The organism is Fibrobacter sp. UWB13, assembly GCF_900177805.1.
Classification (GTDB): Bacteria; Fibrobacterota; Fibrobacteria; order Fibrobacterales; family Fibrobacteraceae; genus Fibrobacter.
Window position 1 is genome coordinate 136486 of the sequence record NZ_FXAX01000002.1, and the last position, 15381, is coordinate 151866.

At 46.5% G+C, this 15381-nt stretch carries 18 protein-coding genes; 10 read left to right on the top strand and 8 right to left on the bottom strand.

All coding sequences use genetic code 11. The features are described from left to right. Positions 1-15: 15 nt before the first annotated feature. The 3 genes from B9Y77_RS10405 to B9Y77_RS10415 all read left to right on the top strand — a co-directional run bounded on the left by B9Y77_RS10405 (position 16) and on the right by B9Y77_RS10415 (position 2206). Positions 16-891 (top strand): TIGR02172 family protein, encoded by an 876-nt coding sequence (locus tag B9Y77_RS10405; RefSeq protein ID WP_085491570.1) that lies wholly within the window; start codon positions 16-18, stop codon positions 889-891. Between the two features lie 2 nt (positions 892-893). Then, the gene (locus B9Y77_RS10410; RefSeq protein WP_085491571.1) at positions 894-1523 is read left to right on the top strand and encodes a GNAT family N-acetyltransferase; all 630 of its coding nucleotides are present in this window, start codon (positions 894-896) and stop codon (positions 1521-1523) included. 71 nt (positions 1524-1594) lie between these two features. After that, entirely contained in the window at positions 1595-2206 is a 612-nt protein-coding gene (locus B9Y77_RS10415; protein WP_085491572.1) for a DUF4230 domain-containing protein, read from the top strand. An 82-nt stretch (positions 2207-2288) separates the two neighbouring features. Here the strand turns inward: B9Y77_RS10415 and B9Y77_RS10420 are convergent, their stop codons facing one another. The 3 genes from B9Y77_RS10420 to rpsB form a co-directional block, all read right to left on the bottom strand. Beyond that, a complete protein-coding gene (locus tag B9Y77_RS10420) occupies positions 2289-3335 on the bottom strand; it encodes a hypothetical protein (RefSeq protein WP_085491573.1) in 1047 nt (348 codons plus the stop codon). A 130-nt stretch (positions 3336-3465) separates the two neighbouring features. Further along, on the bottom strand, positions 3466-4347 hold the full coding sequence (gene tsf, locus B9Y77_RS10425; protein WP_014545687.1) for a translation elongation factor Ts: 882 nt from the start codon (positions 4345-4347) through the stop codon (positions 3466-3468). A gap of 1 nt (position 4348) precedes the next feature. Continuing rightward, positions 4349-5089 carry a 30S ribosomal protein S2 gene (gene rpsB, locus B9Y77_RS10430; RefSeq protein ID WP_015731872.1) on the bottom strand — a complete coding sequence of 247 codons (741 nt, stop codon included), beginning with the start codon at positions 5087-5089 and terminating at the stop codon, positions 4349-4351. Positions 5090-5401: 312 nt separating this feature from the next. On the opposite strand from rpsB, the gene B9Y77_RS10435 reads away from it, so the two are divergent. The 3 genes from B9Y77_RS10435 (at position 5402) to B9Y77_RS10445 (ending at position 8311) form a co-directional block, all read left to right on the top strand. Then, positions 5402-7267, top strand: a complete 1866-nt coding sequence (locus B9Y77_RS10435) for a BspA family leucine-rich repeat surface protein (protein WP_254900004.1) — start codon at positions 5402-5404, stop codon at positions 7265-7267. A 337-nt stretch (positions 7268-7604) separates the two neighbouring features. Beyond that, positions 7605-7847 carry a hypothetical protein gene (locus tag B9Y77_RS10440; protein WP_085491574.1) on the top strand — a complete coding sequence of 81 codons (243 nt, stop codon included), beginning with the start codon at positions 7605-7607 and terminating at the stop codon, positions 7845-7847. Between the two features lie 116 nt (positions 7848-7963). Then, on the top strand, positions 7964-8311 hold the full coding sequence (locus B9Y77_RS10445; protein ID WP_085491575.1) for a hypothetical protein: 348 nt from the start codon (positions 7964-7966) through the stop codon (positions 8309-8311). Positions 8312-8413: 102 nt separating this feature from the next. Here the strand turns inward: B9Y77_RS10445 and B9Y77_RS10450 are convergent, their stop codons facing one another. Beyond that, complete coding sequence (locus B9Y77_RS10450) at positions 8414-9565, bottom strand: hypothetical protein (RefSeq protein WP_139260835.1); 1152 nt, start codon at positions 9563-9565, stop codon at positions 8414-8416. Positions 9566-9770: 205 nt separating this feature from the next. Between B9Y77_RS10450 and B9Y77_RS10455 the strand changes: the two genes are divergently transcribed. Then, positions 9771-10211, top strand: coding sequence for a hypothetical protein (locus tag B9Y77_RS10455; RefSeq protein ID WP_085491576.1), 441 nt, complete (start codon positions 9771-9773; stop codon positions 10209-10211). A gap of 162 nt (positions 10212-10373) precedes the next feature. Here the strand turns inward: B9Y77_RS10455 and tnpA are convergent, their stop codons facing one another. From tnpA to B9Y77_RS10470, 3 genes are all read right to left on the bottom strand, one after another. Beyond that, positions 10374-10817, bottom strand: a complete 444-nt coding sequence (gene tnpA, locus B9Y77_RS10460) for an IS200/IS605 family transposase (protein WP_085491577.1) — start codon at positions 10815-10817, stop codon at positions 10374-10376. A 187-nt stretch (positions 10818-11004) separates the two neighbouring features. Further along, complete coding sequence (locus tag B9Y77_RS10465; RefSeq protein WP_085491578.1) at positions 11005-11646, bottom strand: hypothetical protein; 642 nt, start codon at positions 11644-11646, stop codon at positions 11005-11007. Between the two features lie 12 nt (positions 11647-11658). After that, on the bottom strand, positions 11659-12558 hold the full coding sequence (locus tag B9Y77_RS10470; protein WP_073424908.1) for a fibrobacter succinogenes major paralogous domain-containing protein: 900 nt from the start codon (positions 12556-12558) through the stop codon (positions 11659-11661). Between the two features lie 439 nt (positions 12559-12997). On the opposite strand from B9Y77_RS10470, the gene B9Y77_RS10475 reads away from it, so the two are divergent. The 3 genes from B9Y77_RS10475 to B9Y77_RS10485 all read left to right on the top strand — a co-directional run bounded on the left by B9Y77_RS10475 (position 12998) and on the right by B9Y77_RS10485 (position 14704). Continuing rightward, a complete protein-coding gene (locus B9Y77_RS10475; protein WP_085491579.1) occupies positions 12998-13708 on the top strand; it encodes a hypothetical protein in 711 nt (236 codons plus the stop codon). A gap of 452 nt (positions 13709-14160) precedes the next feature. Further along, positions 14161-14403 (top strand): DUF4258 domain-containing protein, encoded by a 243-nt coding sequence (locus B9Y77_RS10480; protein WP_015732127.1) that lies wholly within the window; start codon positions 14161-14163, stop codon positions 14401-14403. Further along, positions 14369-14704, top strand: a complete 336-nt coding sequence (locus tag B9Y77_RS10485) for a CopG family antitoxin (protein ID WP_014546501.1) — start codon at positions 14369-14371, stop codon at positions 14702-14704. The genes B9Y77_RS10480 and B9Y77_RS10485 overlap by 35 nt, the downstream gene beginning before the upstream one ends. 55 nt (positions 14705-14759) lie before the next feature. On the opposite strand, the gene B9Y77_RS10490 is transcribed toward B9Y77_RS10485, so the two are convergent. Next, a complete protein-coding gene (locus B9Y77_RS10490) occupies positions 14760-15371 on the bottom strand; it encodes a hypothetical protein (protein ID WP_085491580.1) in 612 nt (203 codons plus the stop codon). Between the last annotated feature and the right edge of the window lie 10 nt (positions 15372-15381).

The following is a 15381-nucleotide window of genomic DNA, read 5'->3' on the forward strand; positions in this document are numbered from 1 at the left end:
AGATGGAGAATTTTTATGGGAGCGAACAACGATTTTCAGAAGATTGATCTGAATGATTACATCCAGACGGGCGAAGGCGGGACTGCGCTCGCGTATACGCATAGGAACGGCAAATCGCTTGCAAAGTTGTACAATCCGGATTTTGACGCAAACACAATAAAAAATGAATTTTGGGCATCGCGGACGGCATTCGAATTGGGCATTTCTACGCCTGAGCCTTATCGTTTGATTACGGATGGCAAGCGTTTTGGCGAGGAATACGAGCTCATTCAAGGCAAGCGTTCTTTTTCGCGAATCATTTCGCAGGAGCCCGAGCAGCTAGAAGAGATTTCCTTGGAATTTGCACGCATGGCACGAGAGCTACATGCGACAAAAGCAGATACTTCGCGGCTCAAGTCTTACAAGCAAATGATTACGCAGTTCTATTCCGAAAGGGATTTTGTACCGGAAGACTACAGAAACCGCATCTTGAAATTTTTGGATAAAGTTCCAGATACCGAGACTTGCCTCCATGGCGATTTGCAGATTGGCAACGCCATCACCGACGGAAAGAGGACTCTCTGGATTGACTTGGGCGGGTTCGGTTACGGCGCTCCAGAATGGGATCTTGCGCTAATGTGGAACTTGGCGCACATGCCAGATGCAGATAAACTAGACTTTCTATTTCATCTGCCGTCAGAAACGATGAAGACCCACTGGAACATTTTCTTTTCGGCCTATCTCGGGACTAACGACAAACAGAAAATCGAAGAAGCGACCCGCCGGCTTCCGCTATTTGCTGCAGCGAAAATTCCGTACATGTTTGGAATTGCGTTCCATAAAAATGTGCCCGAGGAATTTTTCGCTCTTCTCACTCAGATGTTAGACCAGTCAGACACAGGTAAGGAGTAACCATGAAACTCGAATTCGGTTTACAGACTCGCGAAGAACTTGACGAGGCGAGCGCAATTATGGCCAGGGCATACGAGGATTACGACTATGTCACACTCTATTTCCGTGATGCAGAAAAAAGCCGAAAGGGGGTGCAGATTTTTATGAACTGCGTCCTAAAAGCAAATTATGGAAAAGCAGATTTACTGGCAGCGCATCGGGACGGCAAGCTGGTTGCCCGCGCAACACTGGAGGCACCCGGCTTCAAGAAACCTTCCGCATTCCAATACATCATACACGGTTTTTGGCGAGTATACCTTAACACGAAATGGAGCGAAATCAATGGATTCGTGGCCATGGACGAAGGCGCCAGCAAGCCCTGCCACGATTTTCAGAAATCAGGGCCGGACATCTGGTATCTCAGCATGCTCGAAGTAGACCCGTCTGCACAGGGGCAGGGCGTCGGTTCGCAATTTTTAACTTATATGGAAGAATATGTACGAGAACGCGGCGGCAAGCAGTTGGCGCTATTCACAAATTCAAAAGAAAACCTCGCTTTTTACAGCAAGCGAGGCTACGAGGTCTTCCACGAATGTGAAATTGAGCACGACGGCCGAAAAATTGGCAGCTGGAGCATGAAGAAGACGCTATAGACGAAAGAAATGATGACAAGAAAAATCCGATGAGCTTTACCTTTCGCATCTTTTTTGCATAAATTTATAGCATGAAACCCGCTCTAAAAATAATTGCAATTTTGCTCATCATTTGCGTTACAAGTGTAACGACTGCGCTTGTCATGAAAAAGCTGTACTCCGACACAAAACGGACGAGCATCACAAGCGAGTTTGTGGAGCAGCAAATTAGCGAGATTTCGGAGCTTGCGACCCTCCACCACCACTACCGCAAAAATGCAAACTACCAGGACGCGAAAAAACTCCTCGAATACATGCCCGACTGGAGAATCAACAAATCCATCAAAGAATTCTCGCTTGTTTATGAGGGCGATGTCAAGCTGGGTTATGACTTGAAAGACATCAAAATTCTTGTCGAGCCGAACACGCAAAGTATTTTCATTTACCTTCCGGAGCCCAGGATTCTGAGCCATAGCATCGATTTCGAGAGCATCCAGATTCTTTGGGAAAAGCAGGGTTGGTTCAACAACATCCGCTTTGAAGATTTCAAGCAGTTCTTTATTTCCGAACAAAAAAAGTACGAGCAGGAAAACAGCGAGGAGCTCAAGCGCAGAGCACGCGAGCATGCGATGAAGTTAATCCAGTTGCGGCTCGGGACAACCATAGAACACGGCTACAAGGTCAACCTGGAGCAACGCGAATAAAAACTGGCCGCCCCGCGAGGGACGACCAATTTAATTTCGCAGGATGGGGGCAGCGTATCCGCTCAGGATGCGGCGAGAATCTCTAATCTTCGATTAATTCTGTTGGCTTTTCGCTATCGAGTATGCACCAGACGGTGTAATGGTCTATTTTACTTGGACGGCACAATCTAGGATAAACGTCTTTAGGAGTCTTCATGTTGCGAGCGGTGCAATCGACAAAACTATTGCGGTAATTTTCCCAGTCCTTGCACTGTTCCTCCGGAGTTTTCGCGGAGTCACGTACAAAATCTTCGGTCGTACAGGTTTCATTTTCAAAAATCCATGTATTGCCCCAATCTGTAATAGTCAAGCCGTACTTTTTAATGGAAATTGTATCGACATAACTCGGATCAACTTTATTCGCAACAGATGTCACCATGGTATCTTTTTCGAAGACGCTTTTTTTCCATGTACTTGGCGTAGTTTCCTTGGGTTCATAAGACGGATTTGTGGCAATCCAAATAGTCATCGTCGAATCCGTCAACTGCGTTAGCTGCAACTGCTTTTCAGATACGCCAAAGTAGTATTCATCATCTCCGACCTTAATTTTTCGCGAGTATGCTTCCGCATTTTGGCACGATCCCCAAATTGGGACATTTCTGCAATTCCGGATATTCGAGAACATAAGCGAATCCTCTCGAACGACAAGTACGCAATTCGAAACATCACGAACGCCCATATAATCTGTAACGATCTTGCCGCTTTCATAAACATGCATGACCATGCAGTACGGATTAACTATTTCATCGGTCGTGATGAAATGTCCAAGGAACTGACCTGCTTTTTCTCTGGTTTCATTCGAGAATGTATCCGGTTCGATCGTATATTTTATAAGCTGAGGTCTGATTCCCGTCGTGTCAAAGGGGAGCGTTTCAGATGCGGAACTTTGCAATACAGATTCTTCAGAAGAAGAGCTTTCAGCCGATTTTTGCGACGAAGAACTTTCCGATAAAGCTTCAAGCGAAGAACTTACACCAGCCTCTTCATTTTTGCCAAAATCCAAAGCCTGAACCGAATTAGAATCGGTACAAGCAAAAAGAGCAAGAGCGACATAACCCGTTAACGAGAAAGACAAGAACTTTTTCAGCATAAACTTCTCCTGTTTCACAAAATATAGTTTATTAATAAAAAAACAGGCCGCCCCGCGAGGGACGACCAATTTAATTTTCGATCTGGATCCTATCGCCTCTGTCGAGGCTCCAGGATGACAGCAGGCGAACTTAGTTACCGCGTTCGAAGCGGATGAAGTTCACGACCTTCAAGCTGGTAAGGCCGAGCTGCTTTGCAACGACTTCCTGGAGGTAGTCCTTGACAGAGAGCTTCTTCGGGTTCTTTTCAGACATGAAGAATTCCTGGTCTTCGAGAACGATTTCCTTAAGGACCTTAGCCACGCGGCCATCAATCTGGCGCTGCATGAATTCAGGCTTGGTCTGCTTGCCAGAAGCTTCGATCTGAGCCTTGGCAATTTCCTTTTCCTTTTCGATCGTTTCAGCCGGAACTGCAGCATCGTTCAATGCAACCGGAGCGAATGCAGCGGCCTGCATAGCGATGTCCTTAGCAGCCTGCTTGAGAGCAGCTTCGTCAGCAGAGCCTTCGAAAGCGAGTTCAGTGATAACACCGATCTTGCCCTTCATGTGGCTGTAAACGCCAAACACGGAGTTCGGGACCTTCTTGATTTCTGCGAACTTGCGGAAGTCAATGTTTTCCTGAATCTTCACGAGGACGTCCTGGAGGCGGTCATTGATCTTGACGCCATCGACGACAGCGTTCTTGAGATCTTCGACGGAAGCGATATCCTGCGTTTCAACAGCCTTGGTGGCCATAGCAGCGAGGGCAACGAAGTCGTCGTTGTTGGAAACCGGTTCAGTTTCGCAGGTGAGTTCGAAAGCGGCAGCCTTGTCAGCAGTTTCGATAAGGTAAACGCGGCCTTCCTTAGCAGCCTTGTCTGCGCGCTTTGCAGCGACAGCAGCACCGTGCTTGCGGAGGAGTTCAACGGCCTTGTCCATGTCACCGTCAGTTTCGACGAGTGCCTTCTTGCACTGCATCATGCCGACGCCAGTCTTCTGGCGGAGTTCGTTAACGAGGGATGCGGTAATCTGCATATTACTTGTCCTCGCCGTTGTCGAACTTCTTCACTTCTTCCTTGGATTCCTTCTTGTCAGCAGCGACGCGCGGCTTGACGTTAGCAGCGATGTAGTCCACAATGAGCTTGAGGGACTTCACAGCGTCGTCGTTTGCCGGAATCGGGTAGTCCACGAGGGTCGGATCGACGTTCGTGTCGCAGATGCCGATGATAGGAATGTGGAGACGGCGAGCTTCTGCAACAGCGATCTTTTCGTGAGCGAGGTCGGTCACGACGAGAAGGCCCGGGAGGTTCACCATTTCACGGATACCACCGAACACGTCGAGGAGCTTGGCGCGTTCACGAGTCTTGTCGAGGACTTCCTTCTTGGAGAGAGCCTGGAAGGTGCCGTCCTGTTCCATGGTGTCGATCTTGTCAATCTTCTTGATGGACTTGCGGACAGTCTGGAAGTTCGTGAGCATACCGCCCAACCAACGGTTGGTGACGGAGAACTGGTTGCAGGTAGCAGCAGCGTCGAGCACGCACTGACGTGCAGTCGGCTTCGTGCCAACGAAGAGCACGGTCTTGCCAGATTCAGAAATCTTGGCAGCAGCCTTAGCAGCTTCTTCGAGGAGGTCACGAGTCTTGGAGAGGTTGAGAACGTAGATGCCGTTCTTTTCTGCCAAGATGTACGGTTTCATTTTCGGATTCCAGCGCTGAGTCTGGTGACCAAAGTGGGAGCCTGCAGCAAGCAGATCTTCGACGGAAGGCAAATTAGCCATAGTATATTTTCCTTTTCGGTTGTTACTACCCGGACTGCAATTAAGCCACAAAGCGAAGTCAATATTAATTGTACCGCGCCACCGAAGCGACTCTTGCAAGCCGGTGATTGTTTACGCCCAGGCGATATTGTCTGAGCTAGCCCAAAGATAGAAATTATAGTGGTTAGTGGCTAGTACGCAGTAGTTAGAGGACGAGAGAAAATGCTGGAAAAAGGAGGCGTTGGTTACTTCGGTCATTAATTTTCAAAAAACTTTTTATATTTTTCTTATTCCATACGATAATTAAAGCACAGACACCAAAAGAGGACACTCATGCAAATTGTGCTCAACGCTCCATTCGCCGACAAAGAAAACGATTTGACAGATACCCTCTTCACGTTTTTATCGAATTCGCTTCGGGCAAGCGACATCACCATTATTGACAACCAAAGCGAACTTGCCGCCGCAACGAACGGCCCAAACACATTCCTTATCAACGGAATAAGTTTCGCAGACGACACTCCCGAAGCCATCGATCAAGACGGCAACCGCATCGACATCGCCATCGCATTCAATGACGATGCAAGCCGCCCCAGCGACAAAATCATCGAATTCGTCCAGAAATCATTCGCTGAATCCGGCCATTACAACATTAGTATCAATCCGCCATTTATCAGCAGCGTTGTCGGATCGCCAGACTGCCCAACACTCACCATAGCATTCCGCCGCAACCTTTATCTTGACGCGGGCACGCACCGAATGCGCTCAACAGCGTATAAATGGAACCATTTGCTCAATAACATTTATCAAGGAATTGCGAGCAAAAACAAAACTACCGTCGTCGCACAGAACAAAGAGCACCTCATCGAACTCATTAACAAAGCCATTGCAGAACATGGCCCAAATTGCGACCTGAATTTCATTGACGTCTCCAACGTGACCGACATGAGTCGGCTCTTCTTTAATTCCAACTTCAACGGAGATATCAGCGGTTGGAATGTGTCCAACGTAACGGACATGTCGCACATGTTCTATTCGAACATTTATAAGTACATGCGCTATCACAACACCCCTTTCAACGGGGATCTTAGCCGTTGGGACGTGTCCAAAGTCAAGAATATGGAAAGCATGTTTGAACAGTCCGCATTCAACGGGGATATCAGCAAATGGAATGTATCAAGCGTGACCAACATGCACAAGATGTTTACCGACTCCGAATTCAGCGGAGACATCAGTCTGTGGGACGTTTCTAACGTTATCGACATGTCCGCCATGTTTGCCGGAAACAAAAAATTCTTGGGCGATATCAGCAAATGGAACGTATCGAAAGTCACGAACATGAGCGATTTATTCTGGGGAACACCATTCAACGGAGACTTGAGCAAGTGGGATGTTTCTAGCGTCACCGATATGCATGGCATGTTCGAAAGATCCCTGTTCAACGGTGACATAAGCGATTGGAATGTATCCAGCGTGATTAAGATGGGCGGCATGTTCAAAGGAAGCGCATTCAACGGCGACATAAGCAAATGGAATGTATCCAGCGTCACCGACATGCACGAAATGTTCTACAATTCAGAATTCAATGGAGATATCAGCAAGTGGAATGTTTCGAACGTGACCGACATGAGAGGGACATTCAGCGGTTCCGAATTCAACGGAGATATCAGTCATTGGAACGTCTCCAACGTGACCGACATGAAAGGAACTTTCAGCGGTTCCAACTTCAACGGAGACATAAGCAACTGGAACATCCGTAACGTAACTTGCATGAACTATCTGTTCAACGCTTCAAAATTCAATGGGGACATAAGCAACTGGAACGTGTCTAACGTCAAAAGCATGCACGGCATGTTCTATGAAAGCGAATTTACCGGCGACATCAGCAAATGGAACACCTCGAACGTCACAGAAATGAGCAGCATGTTCAAGCAAAGCCTGTTCAACGGAGACATCAGCGGGTGGGACGTTTCTAACGTAACAAACATGAACAACATGTTCTATGGAGCGAAATTCAACGGAGATATCAGTCATTGGAACGTCTCCAACGTGACCGACCTCCACGAAATGTTCACCGCTTCAAAATTCAGCGGAGATGTAAGCGGTTGGAAATTCGCCCACAAGCCAAAATCCAAAAACGCATTCAAGGGAACATCTCTCGAAAGGGCAGGCAAGCTCCCGCCATGGTACAAGAAGTAGAAAAATCTGGCAAAACATCATGTAAAGCGATTACAAAATCTTTGTTGTAAACTCTAATTTACAAATTAAAACTTCTAACCGTCATGTTTTGACAGTCGGATTTTCTATCTTTGTTTTTGAAGATATGAGAGTATTTGAATTTTTCTCCGTCGCTTTCTCCGGCACCAAAACCTTGAGTGCCTCGCCCGCTACCGCTCCAACACTCGGATCGGCCACATAAATAAAAATATATACGCCTTTTTTGCCTTTTGATAATAATCAAAGGGTGTTTTCTGTCGTCTTTTCACCACCATCGCCATCCAAAACAACCCAAGTATCACCCAAAGGAAGCCACCACATGACAAACACCAACAACGCCGCCATCAACAACCTCATCGCCATCGCCCAGACCGCCGCAAACGAGGACATCCGCAACAAGGCCATCAACGAGCTCTGGGACCTCTACGGAGACCAAATCGCCGGTATCATGGCCGGAAAATCCTTCCAGATGGACTCAGACTTCAGCCTCAAGGGCTACAGCCCCAAGGAACGTCAGGACAGCCTGCTGGCAATGCCTACTACCTGTTCTACAACGCCGTAGCCACATTCAACCCGTCCCTGGGCGTTCCGTTCATCGCCTACACCACCCAGAAGAGCAGCTGGTTCCTCGCCACCGAAAAGCGCAACAACACCAAACACAGCAAGCGCGAAGAATTCGTGGACTTCTCCCTGGAATGCGGCCCCAGCACCGAATGCACCCCCGAAGCATCCCGCATGATGGAAATTTTCAAGGGGATCGCCCACAACGACAGCATCGAAAACGACTGCTACTGGGAAGATGCAGTCCAGGTCCTCAGCCACGCCATCCAGAATTCTCCCAAGCTGAGCAAGTACTTCGAAGCCAGCCTGGAAGTCTGTAAGGAAGGCGATGACTACAGCGACGCCAACGTCGCAAGATACATGGGTTGCACCCGCGCATGCGTCGGACAGTACCGCAAGGCGCTCCTCCGCATGATGGAAGAAAACGGTCTGTCTGCAGAATTCAACCAGCTCATGGCCGCGTAGCAGTCGCGAGGGGATTCGGGCGGGGGAAAAGTTCAACATTCCCCCAAAAAGCAAATACAAAAGAAGAAACCGTTCTATTACAAAACAGTTCTATCAGAAATTTCAAAAAGGCTTCACTATACGGAAACCTAATTTTTGAATCACCTCAGAAATTGTTCTTTCAGAAGATATCGCCCACTCTTCAAGAATACTCTTAATGTTATTTTCTTCATTAAACAGCAGCTTCTTTATCCTCGCCCTGAAATGCCCATCTATTACATCGTTCATTTTGTTATTTAGAATTGAAAAAAATTCTTCTCGTAGAACAGGAAATATTTTTAGAGCCATTTCTAGATAAAGAGAAGTTTCACTCTTTGTCGGAATCAACCCAGCAAGTTCCAAAGTTCTTAAAGGATGTAAATAAGGTCCCGCTCCCGGTCCAGAACTTATAAAAGGCCACTTAGAACATTGATGAAAACGGACCTCTCGAAATTCCACTTTTTCTAAAAAAGTTTGTTCCGCCATAATCATATACATAAAGATTATCGAAAACATGATATTTTCGGTAGCATCGTCTCCTGGACGTCCGTCTTCCCAACGATCGTTAACGCCATCATAAATATACAGAATTTCAACGAATCCTTCGTCATCCTTTGCTGATTTGAAATACCGCTTTAATTGCCCGAGAAACTTTTGTCTATAATAAAAAGAAAATATTTTAGAATTAAAGACAATTCCTGTGAGGCCTGTTGAAGGTTTATATTGTCGATATAATATACGTAGCGTTTCAAAAAGACTGTGACGAATATATCCTACAATGAAATTCTTATCAAAAAATTCTTTTTTAAAGCCATCAGATTGATATGAGTTGAAGAACGGCTCAAGCCTTTCTATCACAAATTGCAGAACCATGGGTGCCACATCCAGAATATCTTCAATTTCTTTTATTTGGTTTATCTCTCGTTTGATACCAGATCTTTCTAGAAATGACTCCAATAACTTAAAGTCTGCATTGAAAATCATCCAATTGACGCCTAATTCATACATTAACTTTATAGCCGAGTCTCTACTCCATTTTTGTTCTAAACATACCTGTATAGCATAAAAAGAAGCTGTAAGAGAGACAAATATTACCCATTCTTTATGATTACGCCTAGACGGGAAGCAGCCTCCCCAAGGGGACAACCTACCATTTTCAAAATACCCCTTCAGATCCTTTGAAAAGCATTCACTGTAATACGCCTCAATTTCGTTGATAGAGTATTCTGTTGTCATAATCACCATATCTTTTAAAACATATTATGCATTCTTACAACAATATACAAAATGAGATTGATCTTTCATAAACAAAAAACAGCCCAAACATCATCTAAAGACCTTTTAAGTTTGTTAATCATAATAAATTTTTAAAAATTCATTTTACACTTACGACTTTGCCTACGATAATAATTACAGAAGGCACAAACAAGGAGAACGCCTCATGAAAAAGTACCAGATTGCAAACGCCCGCGTAGATCAGTGCAGCGGCGGCCCGGACCCAGCAATTTTCGTCGGAGAAGTCGAACTTAAAACAACGAAAGGAAAACCGTTCTTTTTCACCATCACCGAATGCGATGGAATGCCGATGATTTTCAAGACAGACTCATCCGTATTCGACTGGTGGATGGATCAAGACACTTATTCCGACGAACTCGACAAATTACAAGAAGCCGGCGCTCTGTACGAAAGCGACGGTTACTCCGAGCTGTTCGAAAACCACGACGATATCGAATGCTACGAAAGCCTGCGTTACCTCATTTACCTGATCCGCACCAGCTGGGAAGAAATGGAAGCGTTCATCGCACAAACGAAGGGCAAGTTCCTCGACGAGATTGAAATCCCGAAGTCAGATGTCGAAAAGGAATGGGAAGAAAGTGCGTAAGGTTTATTAACAAGGAAATCTTCGACAATACAAAAAGGAACCCACCGGCAAAGCCGGTGGTTCTTCATATGCGGGCCCTGCCCTAGGATACTAGCCACGCGTCACGTCGCGTCGGTCAATCCGCCACTTGCGAATTGTCCTTACCGGCGGCCCGTAAACGGGCTATAGTTTTCCCAGCATTGTCAACTGTTCTCCGTACTGGTCTTCCTTCAGCTGATTTTGAATATACGTTGCAATCCTTGCCGTATTTTTACCAGTCGTGTCAACATAGTAGCCGCGACACCAAAATTCCCTGTTACGGTATTTGAACTGGAGTGATTTGTACTTTTCGTAGATCATCAGGCTACTTTTCCCTTTCAAGTACCCGACAAAACCCGAAACGCTCACTTTGGGTGGAATCTCGACCAACATGTGAACGTGATCCGGGCAAACCTCAGCCTCCAAAATATTGACCTGTTTCCATTCGCAAAGCTTTCTCAGGATTGCTCCGATTTCGACCTTTTTCTCCCCATAAAAGACCTTCCTTCTAAATTTGGGAGCAAACACAATATGGTATTTGCAGTTCCACGATGTATGAGCCAATGTGTTATTATTTCTATTATTCATTTGAAATCCTTTGATTTTATTGTTATGCAGTTGGCAGACCGCATATCAACAGTAATCAAGGGATTTCTTTTTATCCGAGGGCGCAACGCCAGAAGGCTCTTTTGAACCACCAGCCTAGCTGGTGGTTTTCATTTATACAAAAAGGAACGCACAGCGTTCCTTTTGTTGCATTCTTCAATATTTTCCCCTAGAACCCCAGCCCGTCCTCCCCACATCCGTACTGTTCCGCTTCTTTCGCGGCATCGTACAGAGCGAGTTCATCGAGCGTGGCGTAAATACGATTTTCATCCACGTTATCAAGCAAAAAGTCAGCCTGAATCGAGATGGCATCGCTATCCAGGTTGCAAATGACATCGCAGACTCGCCGCCTCTGCTCAAGAGAAAGACAATTAAAGGCAACCCCAATAGACGACGAAGTGTCGCCCTCCAAACGGGTGAAATTCACCCCCATGCTATTGCAGATCGCCGTGCGGAGTTCTTCGCGCATATTTGCCAAACGCTTCAAACTTGTTGTCCAGCTCATCTTGGGGAACTGCGAGACATACCGATCCAGACGTTCCCTGATGTAAGGCACACTCCAATCAGCGAGTCCGTCCTTCCCGACATAAAATGTTTCTACGGGATAGCCCTCCCGCATGTAATCGACGTCCACACTGACGACATCGCGCCTATAAGGGTCCACGAACATCTTGCCCTCGTTATCGCGGAACGGGAAATCCACTGTTTTCCCGTTAGTCTTGATTTTGACACGGATGTCGTACGCCGGGTGGAGCGCCAACAGCATTTGTTCCACCTCGCCGCATATCCAGCGTTTTTTACCGAAAAGCATAGGTTCTCCTTTTTACCGATACAGATACGGCAATTGTCTCATATTGTTGTAATACGTAGTCATATTCGATTTCTGGCTATCCATCATGTGGTTCGGATCGTCAATACGGATGCAGCGGATTGGGTAATAATAATCCTGTTTCAAGAGGATACCTCTCATGGTTTCCTTAATCCCATCTTGCTGTTCTTTCGTGTAACTGTTCGGCACAATCACAGTCGGGAACCCATCACTCGTCCAGACGACGCTCAGGGAGTCCACTAATTCCATAGAATCCTTCTCGTTATTGTAAAACCCGGACAGGTTCAGTTCAACCGTATCGACCCACCCATAAGTCTCTTCGTGCAGGTGAGCACGCAAACGTTGCAGGCCACTCGGGTCCAAAGAATCAACAACCTTAGTAGGGCTAAATGTCGGCCAATACATCAAATGCCCCTTTGGGGAGAAAAACAGCCCCGCATTCTGCTCCGCCGAGGCGATTTTCCAGCCCGCAGGACACGCGTTGAGCCGCCCTATAGAAGAATAATAGCGCCCTCGTTCGCAAGTGGAATCCAGGCAGAAACTGCAATGCGTCTTGTATCGCAAATTTTCCAGCATCAAGTGGAAAGTCACGGTATCACCACCCGCCACAAAGCCCGAATCGTGTTCCGACATGTCGCAGCCAGTATACCCAGCATACTTCAGCACTATATATTCATTGCTGTCGCGCGGGTCCACAAAGGTCTCGAGCTTCTGAAAATAGTAGCTATCAATATCCTTTTCAGGACAATGCGCATAATTATGGGGAGTTTTCCACGAAATCTCTAGCCTGCCGGACACCAATGCACCCACGACATACCAGAAAGCCATCACGATTAGCAACAAGCCCAAAGGCTGGCCGAAAATTTTATAAGAAAAGATTTTAAAGAATTTCACTCTAACCTCCAAAGAAGCGTACACAATGATATCGAATAATCTCAGCCACATGTAAATACGGCACGCAAAAAAAATTTCAACTTTTCCCAGTTTACTTTTTCACATCAGCAATCGATATATAACACGGATATGATTTGGACGTCTACACTCTTCAATCTCAAAAGTTTAGAAAACTTTACAAAAGAAATTTTCGGCTGTCATATTATGACATACCGGTTTTCTATATTTAGGAGCATGAGATTGAATAAGATTTTCTCTATTCGTTTTTCCAGCGCATTGAACAGCGCAACACCGGTTTTCGTCTATATAGGTCCAGCAAACGGCTTGACCAAATAAACAACATTTCAGCAATTCACGCCATAGTCTTTTGATAAAAAACTATCAAAGGGCGTTTTGCCGTCTTGTCTCAAAATTTTCAACTTCCCAAAGGAGCTTGCTTATGCAGCACAACAACACCAAGGCTACCGCCGCCCAGATCAACAACCTCATCGCCATTGCCCAGGCCGCCCCGAGCGAATACGCCCACGACAAGGCAATGTACACCCTTTGGGACATCTTCGGGGACTACGTCATGGCACTCGTCGCCAAGAACTCGTTCCAGATTTGCTCCGATTTTAACCTCAACGGCTGCAGCCCCAAGGAACGCAAGGCCAACCTGGCCGGTGACGCCTACATGGTCTTCTGCAAGGCTGTACAGGATTTCAACCCGACCTTGAAAGTTCCCTTCGAAGCGTTCTTCGCCCAAAAAATCAGCTGGCACATGGCTGACGAAAAGCGCAAAAACGCCAAGCGCGACAAAGTCGAAAAAGCCGAAAGCAGGCTGAAAAAAAACGATGACGAAGCCGACTCCATCATTGACAACGGCGATATGAACCCATTCACCGGGGAACGCAACGTGCTCGAAAGCGACTACGAACAGTGCGAAATCATCGACATCATCAGGCACCGCCTCGCCAACAGCCCCAAGATGCTCAAGGCATTCGACACCATGTACGAGGTGAGCCGCAATTGCGACAAGTACACCGACGTCGAAGTCGCCGAAGCGCTGCACTGCACCCGCGCCAACACGGGAAAGATCAAGAAGAACATTTGCAAGTTTTTGATTGACTGCGGGCTCGAAGACGAATGCCGCCTCCTCATGGCGGCGTAACGCCTAGTCAATAACGTAAAATTCCATAGTAACCTCCTAGTTGAAAAAGCCCGGTGGCCGTCAGGTCATCGGGTTTTGTCATAGTAAAATGCGCCTTATTGACTTTCCTTTTGCCTATTCATATATTTATCCTCGTATTTCGACAATCCTCGTGACAGTCGGCATAGGCCTATGGCCCGTACGTGCATCCGCGACGAGGCGCATCCACATTCTTGTAGATGTTGTTGGATAGCTGGCAGGAGAAACAGCCTGCTCGAGTGCGCAGATTAAACTGCGCCAAGTAACGCCGAGGAAAACCCTCGCCAACAGCACCGCAAGAGCATCCCATTTCCACGCGAATCGTGGAAATTTCCCAAGAACAAGACAAAAATCAAATGAACCATATTCATTTGATATATTGCAATACGTATTGACATCAGTCTATACATTTTCTATAATAAAGAGGGTAATAGATGAATATTACAAAACACGCTTTTGAAAGAATGCGTGAAAGAGGCTTTACCGTAGAAATGCTTGGAAAAGTACTGCGGAGAAAAGACCTAGTACGGGATCCATCCGATAAAGAAGGTGTATCTAAAATCACATCCGAAGTTGACAATCATTTTTGGACATTAATTGTTTCTGACGATTTAAAAACTTTGATAACCGTAAGGAGAGCTCATGAAGATGAAGAGAAAAAAGCCCGAAAAGGTTAAACTGCCCAAGGGTTTCAAGCTGGTTGATGATTTTCTTTCTAAGGAAGAAATTGAGGCTCTTGAAAACGACACCACAATGAGAGATCCGATAATCATCACCGGAGGACACGAGTCGGAAACTATCGAGGAATCCATAGCACGCATCAGCCGTGCCATAGCCGAAGCCAAGGAAGAAAAGAAAATGTATTCCATAAGGCTCAAGGTCAAAACAGTGGACGCAATCAAACGCAAAGCTGCAGCCGCAGGCATTCCATATCAAACCTATGTAAATGTATTGCTAGACAACGCCGCCTCAGCTTAGAGAATCATCAAATCGTCAGCCACCGGCTGGCGATTTTTTCACATGGCGAAAAAATTCATCCCCAATACCCTAGCCCGAAAAACACAAGGAAAACCGGAAGGATAAAAATCCACACGCCCTGAAAATAATGCTCCAGGTCTGAATTGCTCATCGTGGAATGATCAATCAGCGAAATGACCAAATACCAAAGCCCGACGTAAGCCCAAACAGAGTGAGTCCCTGCAAAGATATACTTAAGCAACACATAGCCAAGTACAAATCCGACAACTGTCGGAGCCACTGCGGTTAACGAATGCTGCACAGCCTCCATGAACCATGGCCCCCTCGTACGGTAACTGATGTGGCCTAGGCGCCCACCATCATTTTCGAACATGCAGACTTCATTCACTTCCGCCCCTGTAATTACAGCGAATATCAAATGAGACATCTCATGCACAAACGTCCCCGGAAACGTCACAAAATTCACGAAAAAGTACGCCAAATCGCGATTGAGCGACCCGATGAGCGACACTTGCAAACGTTCAAGCCCAAATAAAATCAGCCCCGCAATGACAGGAGCCAACAAAACGACTATCGTCAAAACGGCACTGACAGCAGCAATGGCGCCGGGGCCATTCCCCCAGCCAAACCAGGCGACAACTTGAGCCATCGAAGGAAGCGCTACCATGAAAACCTCC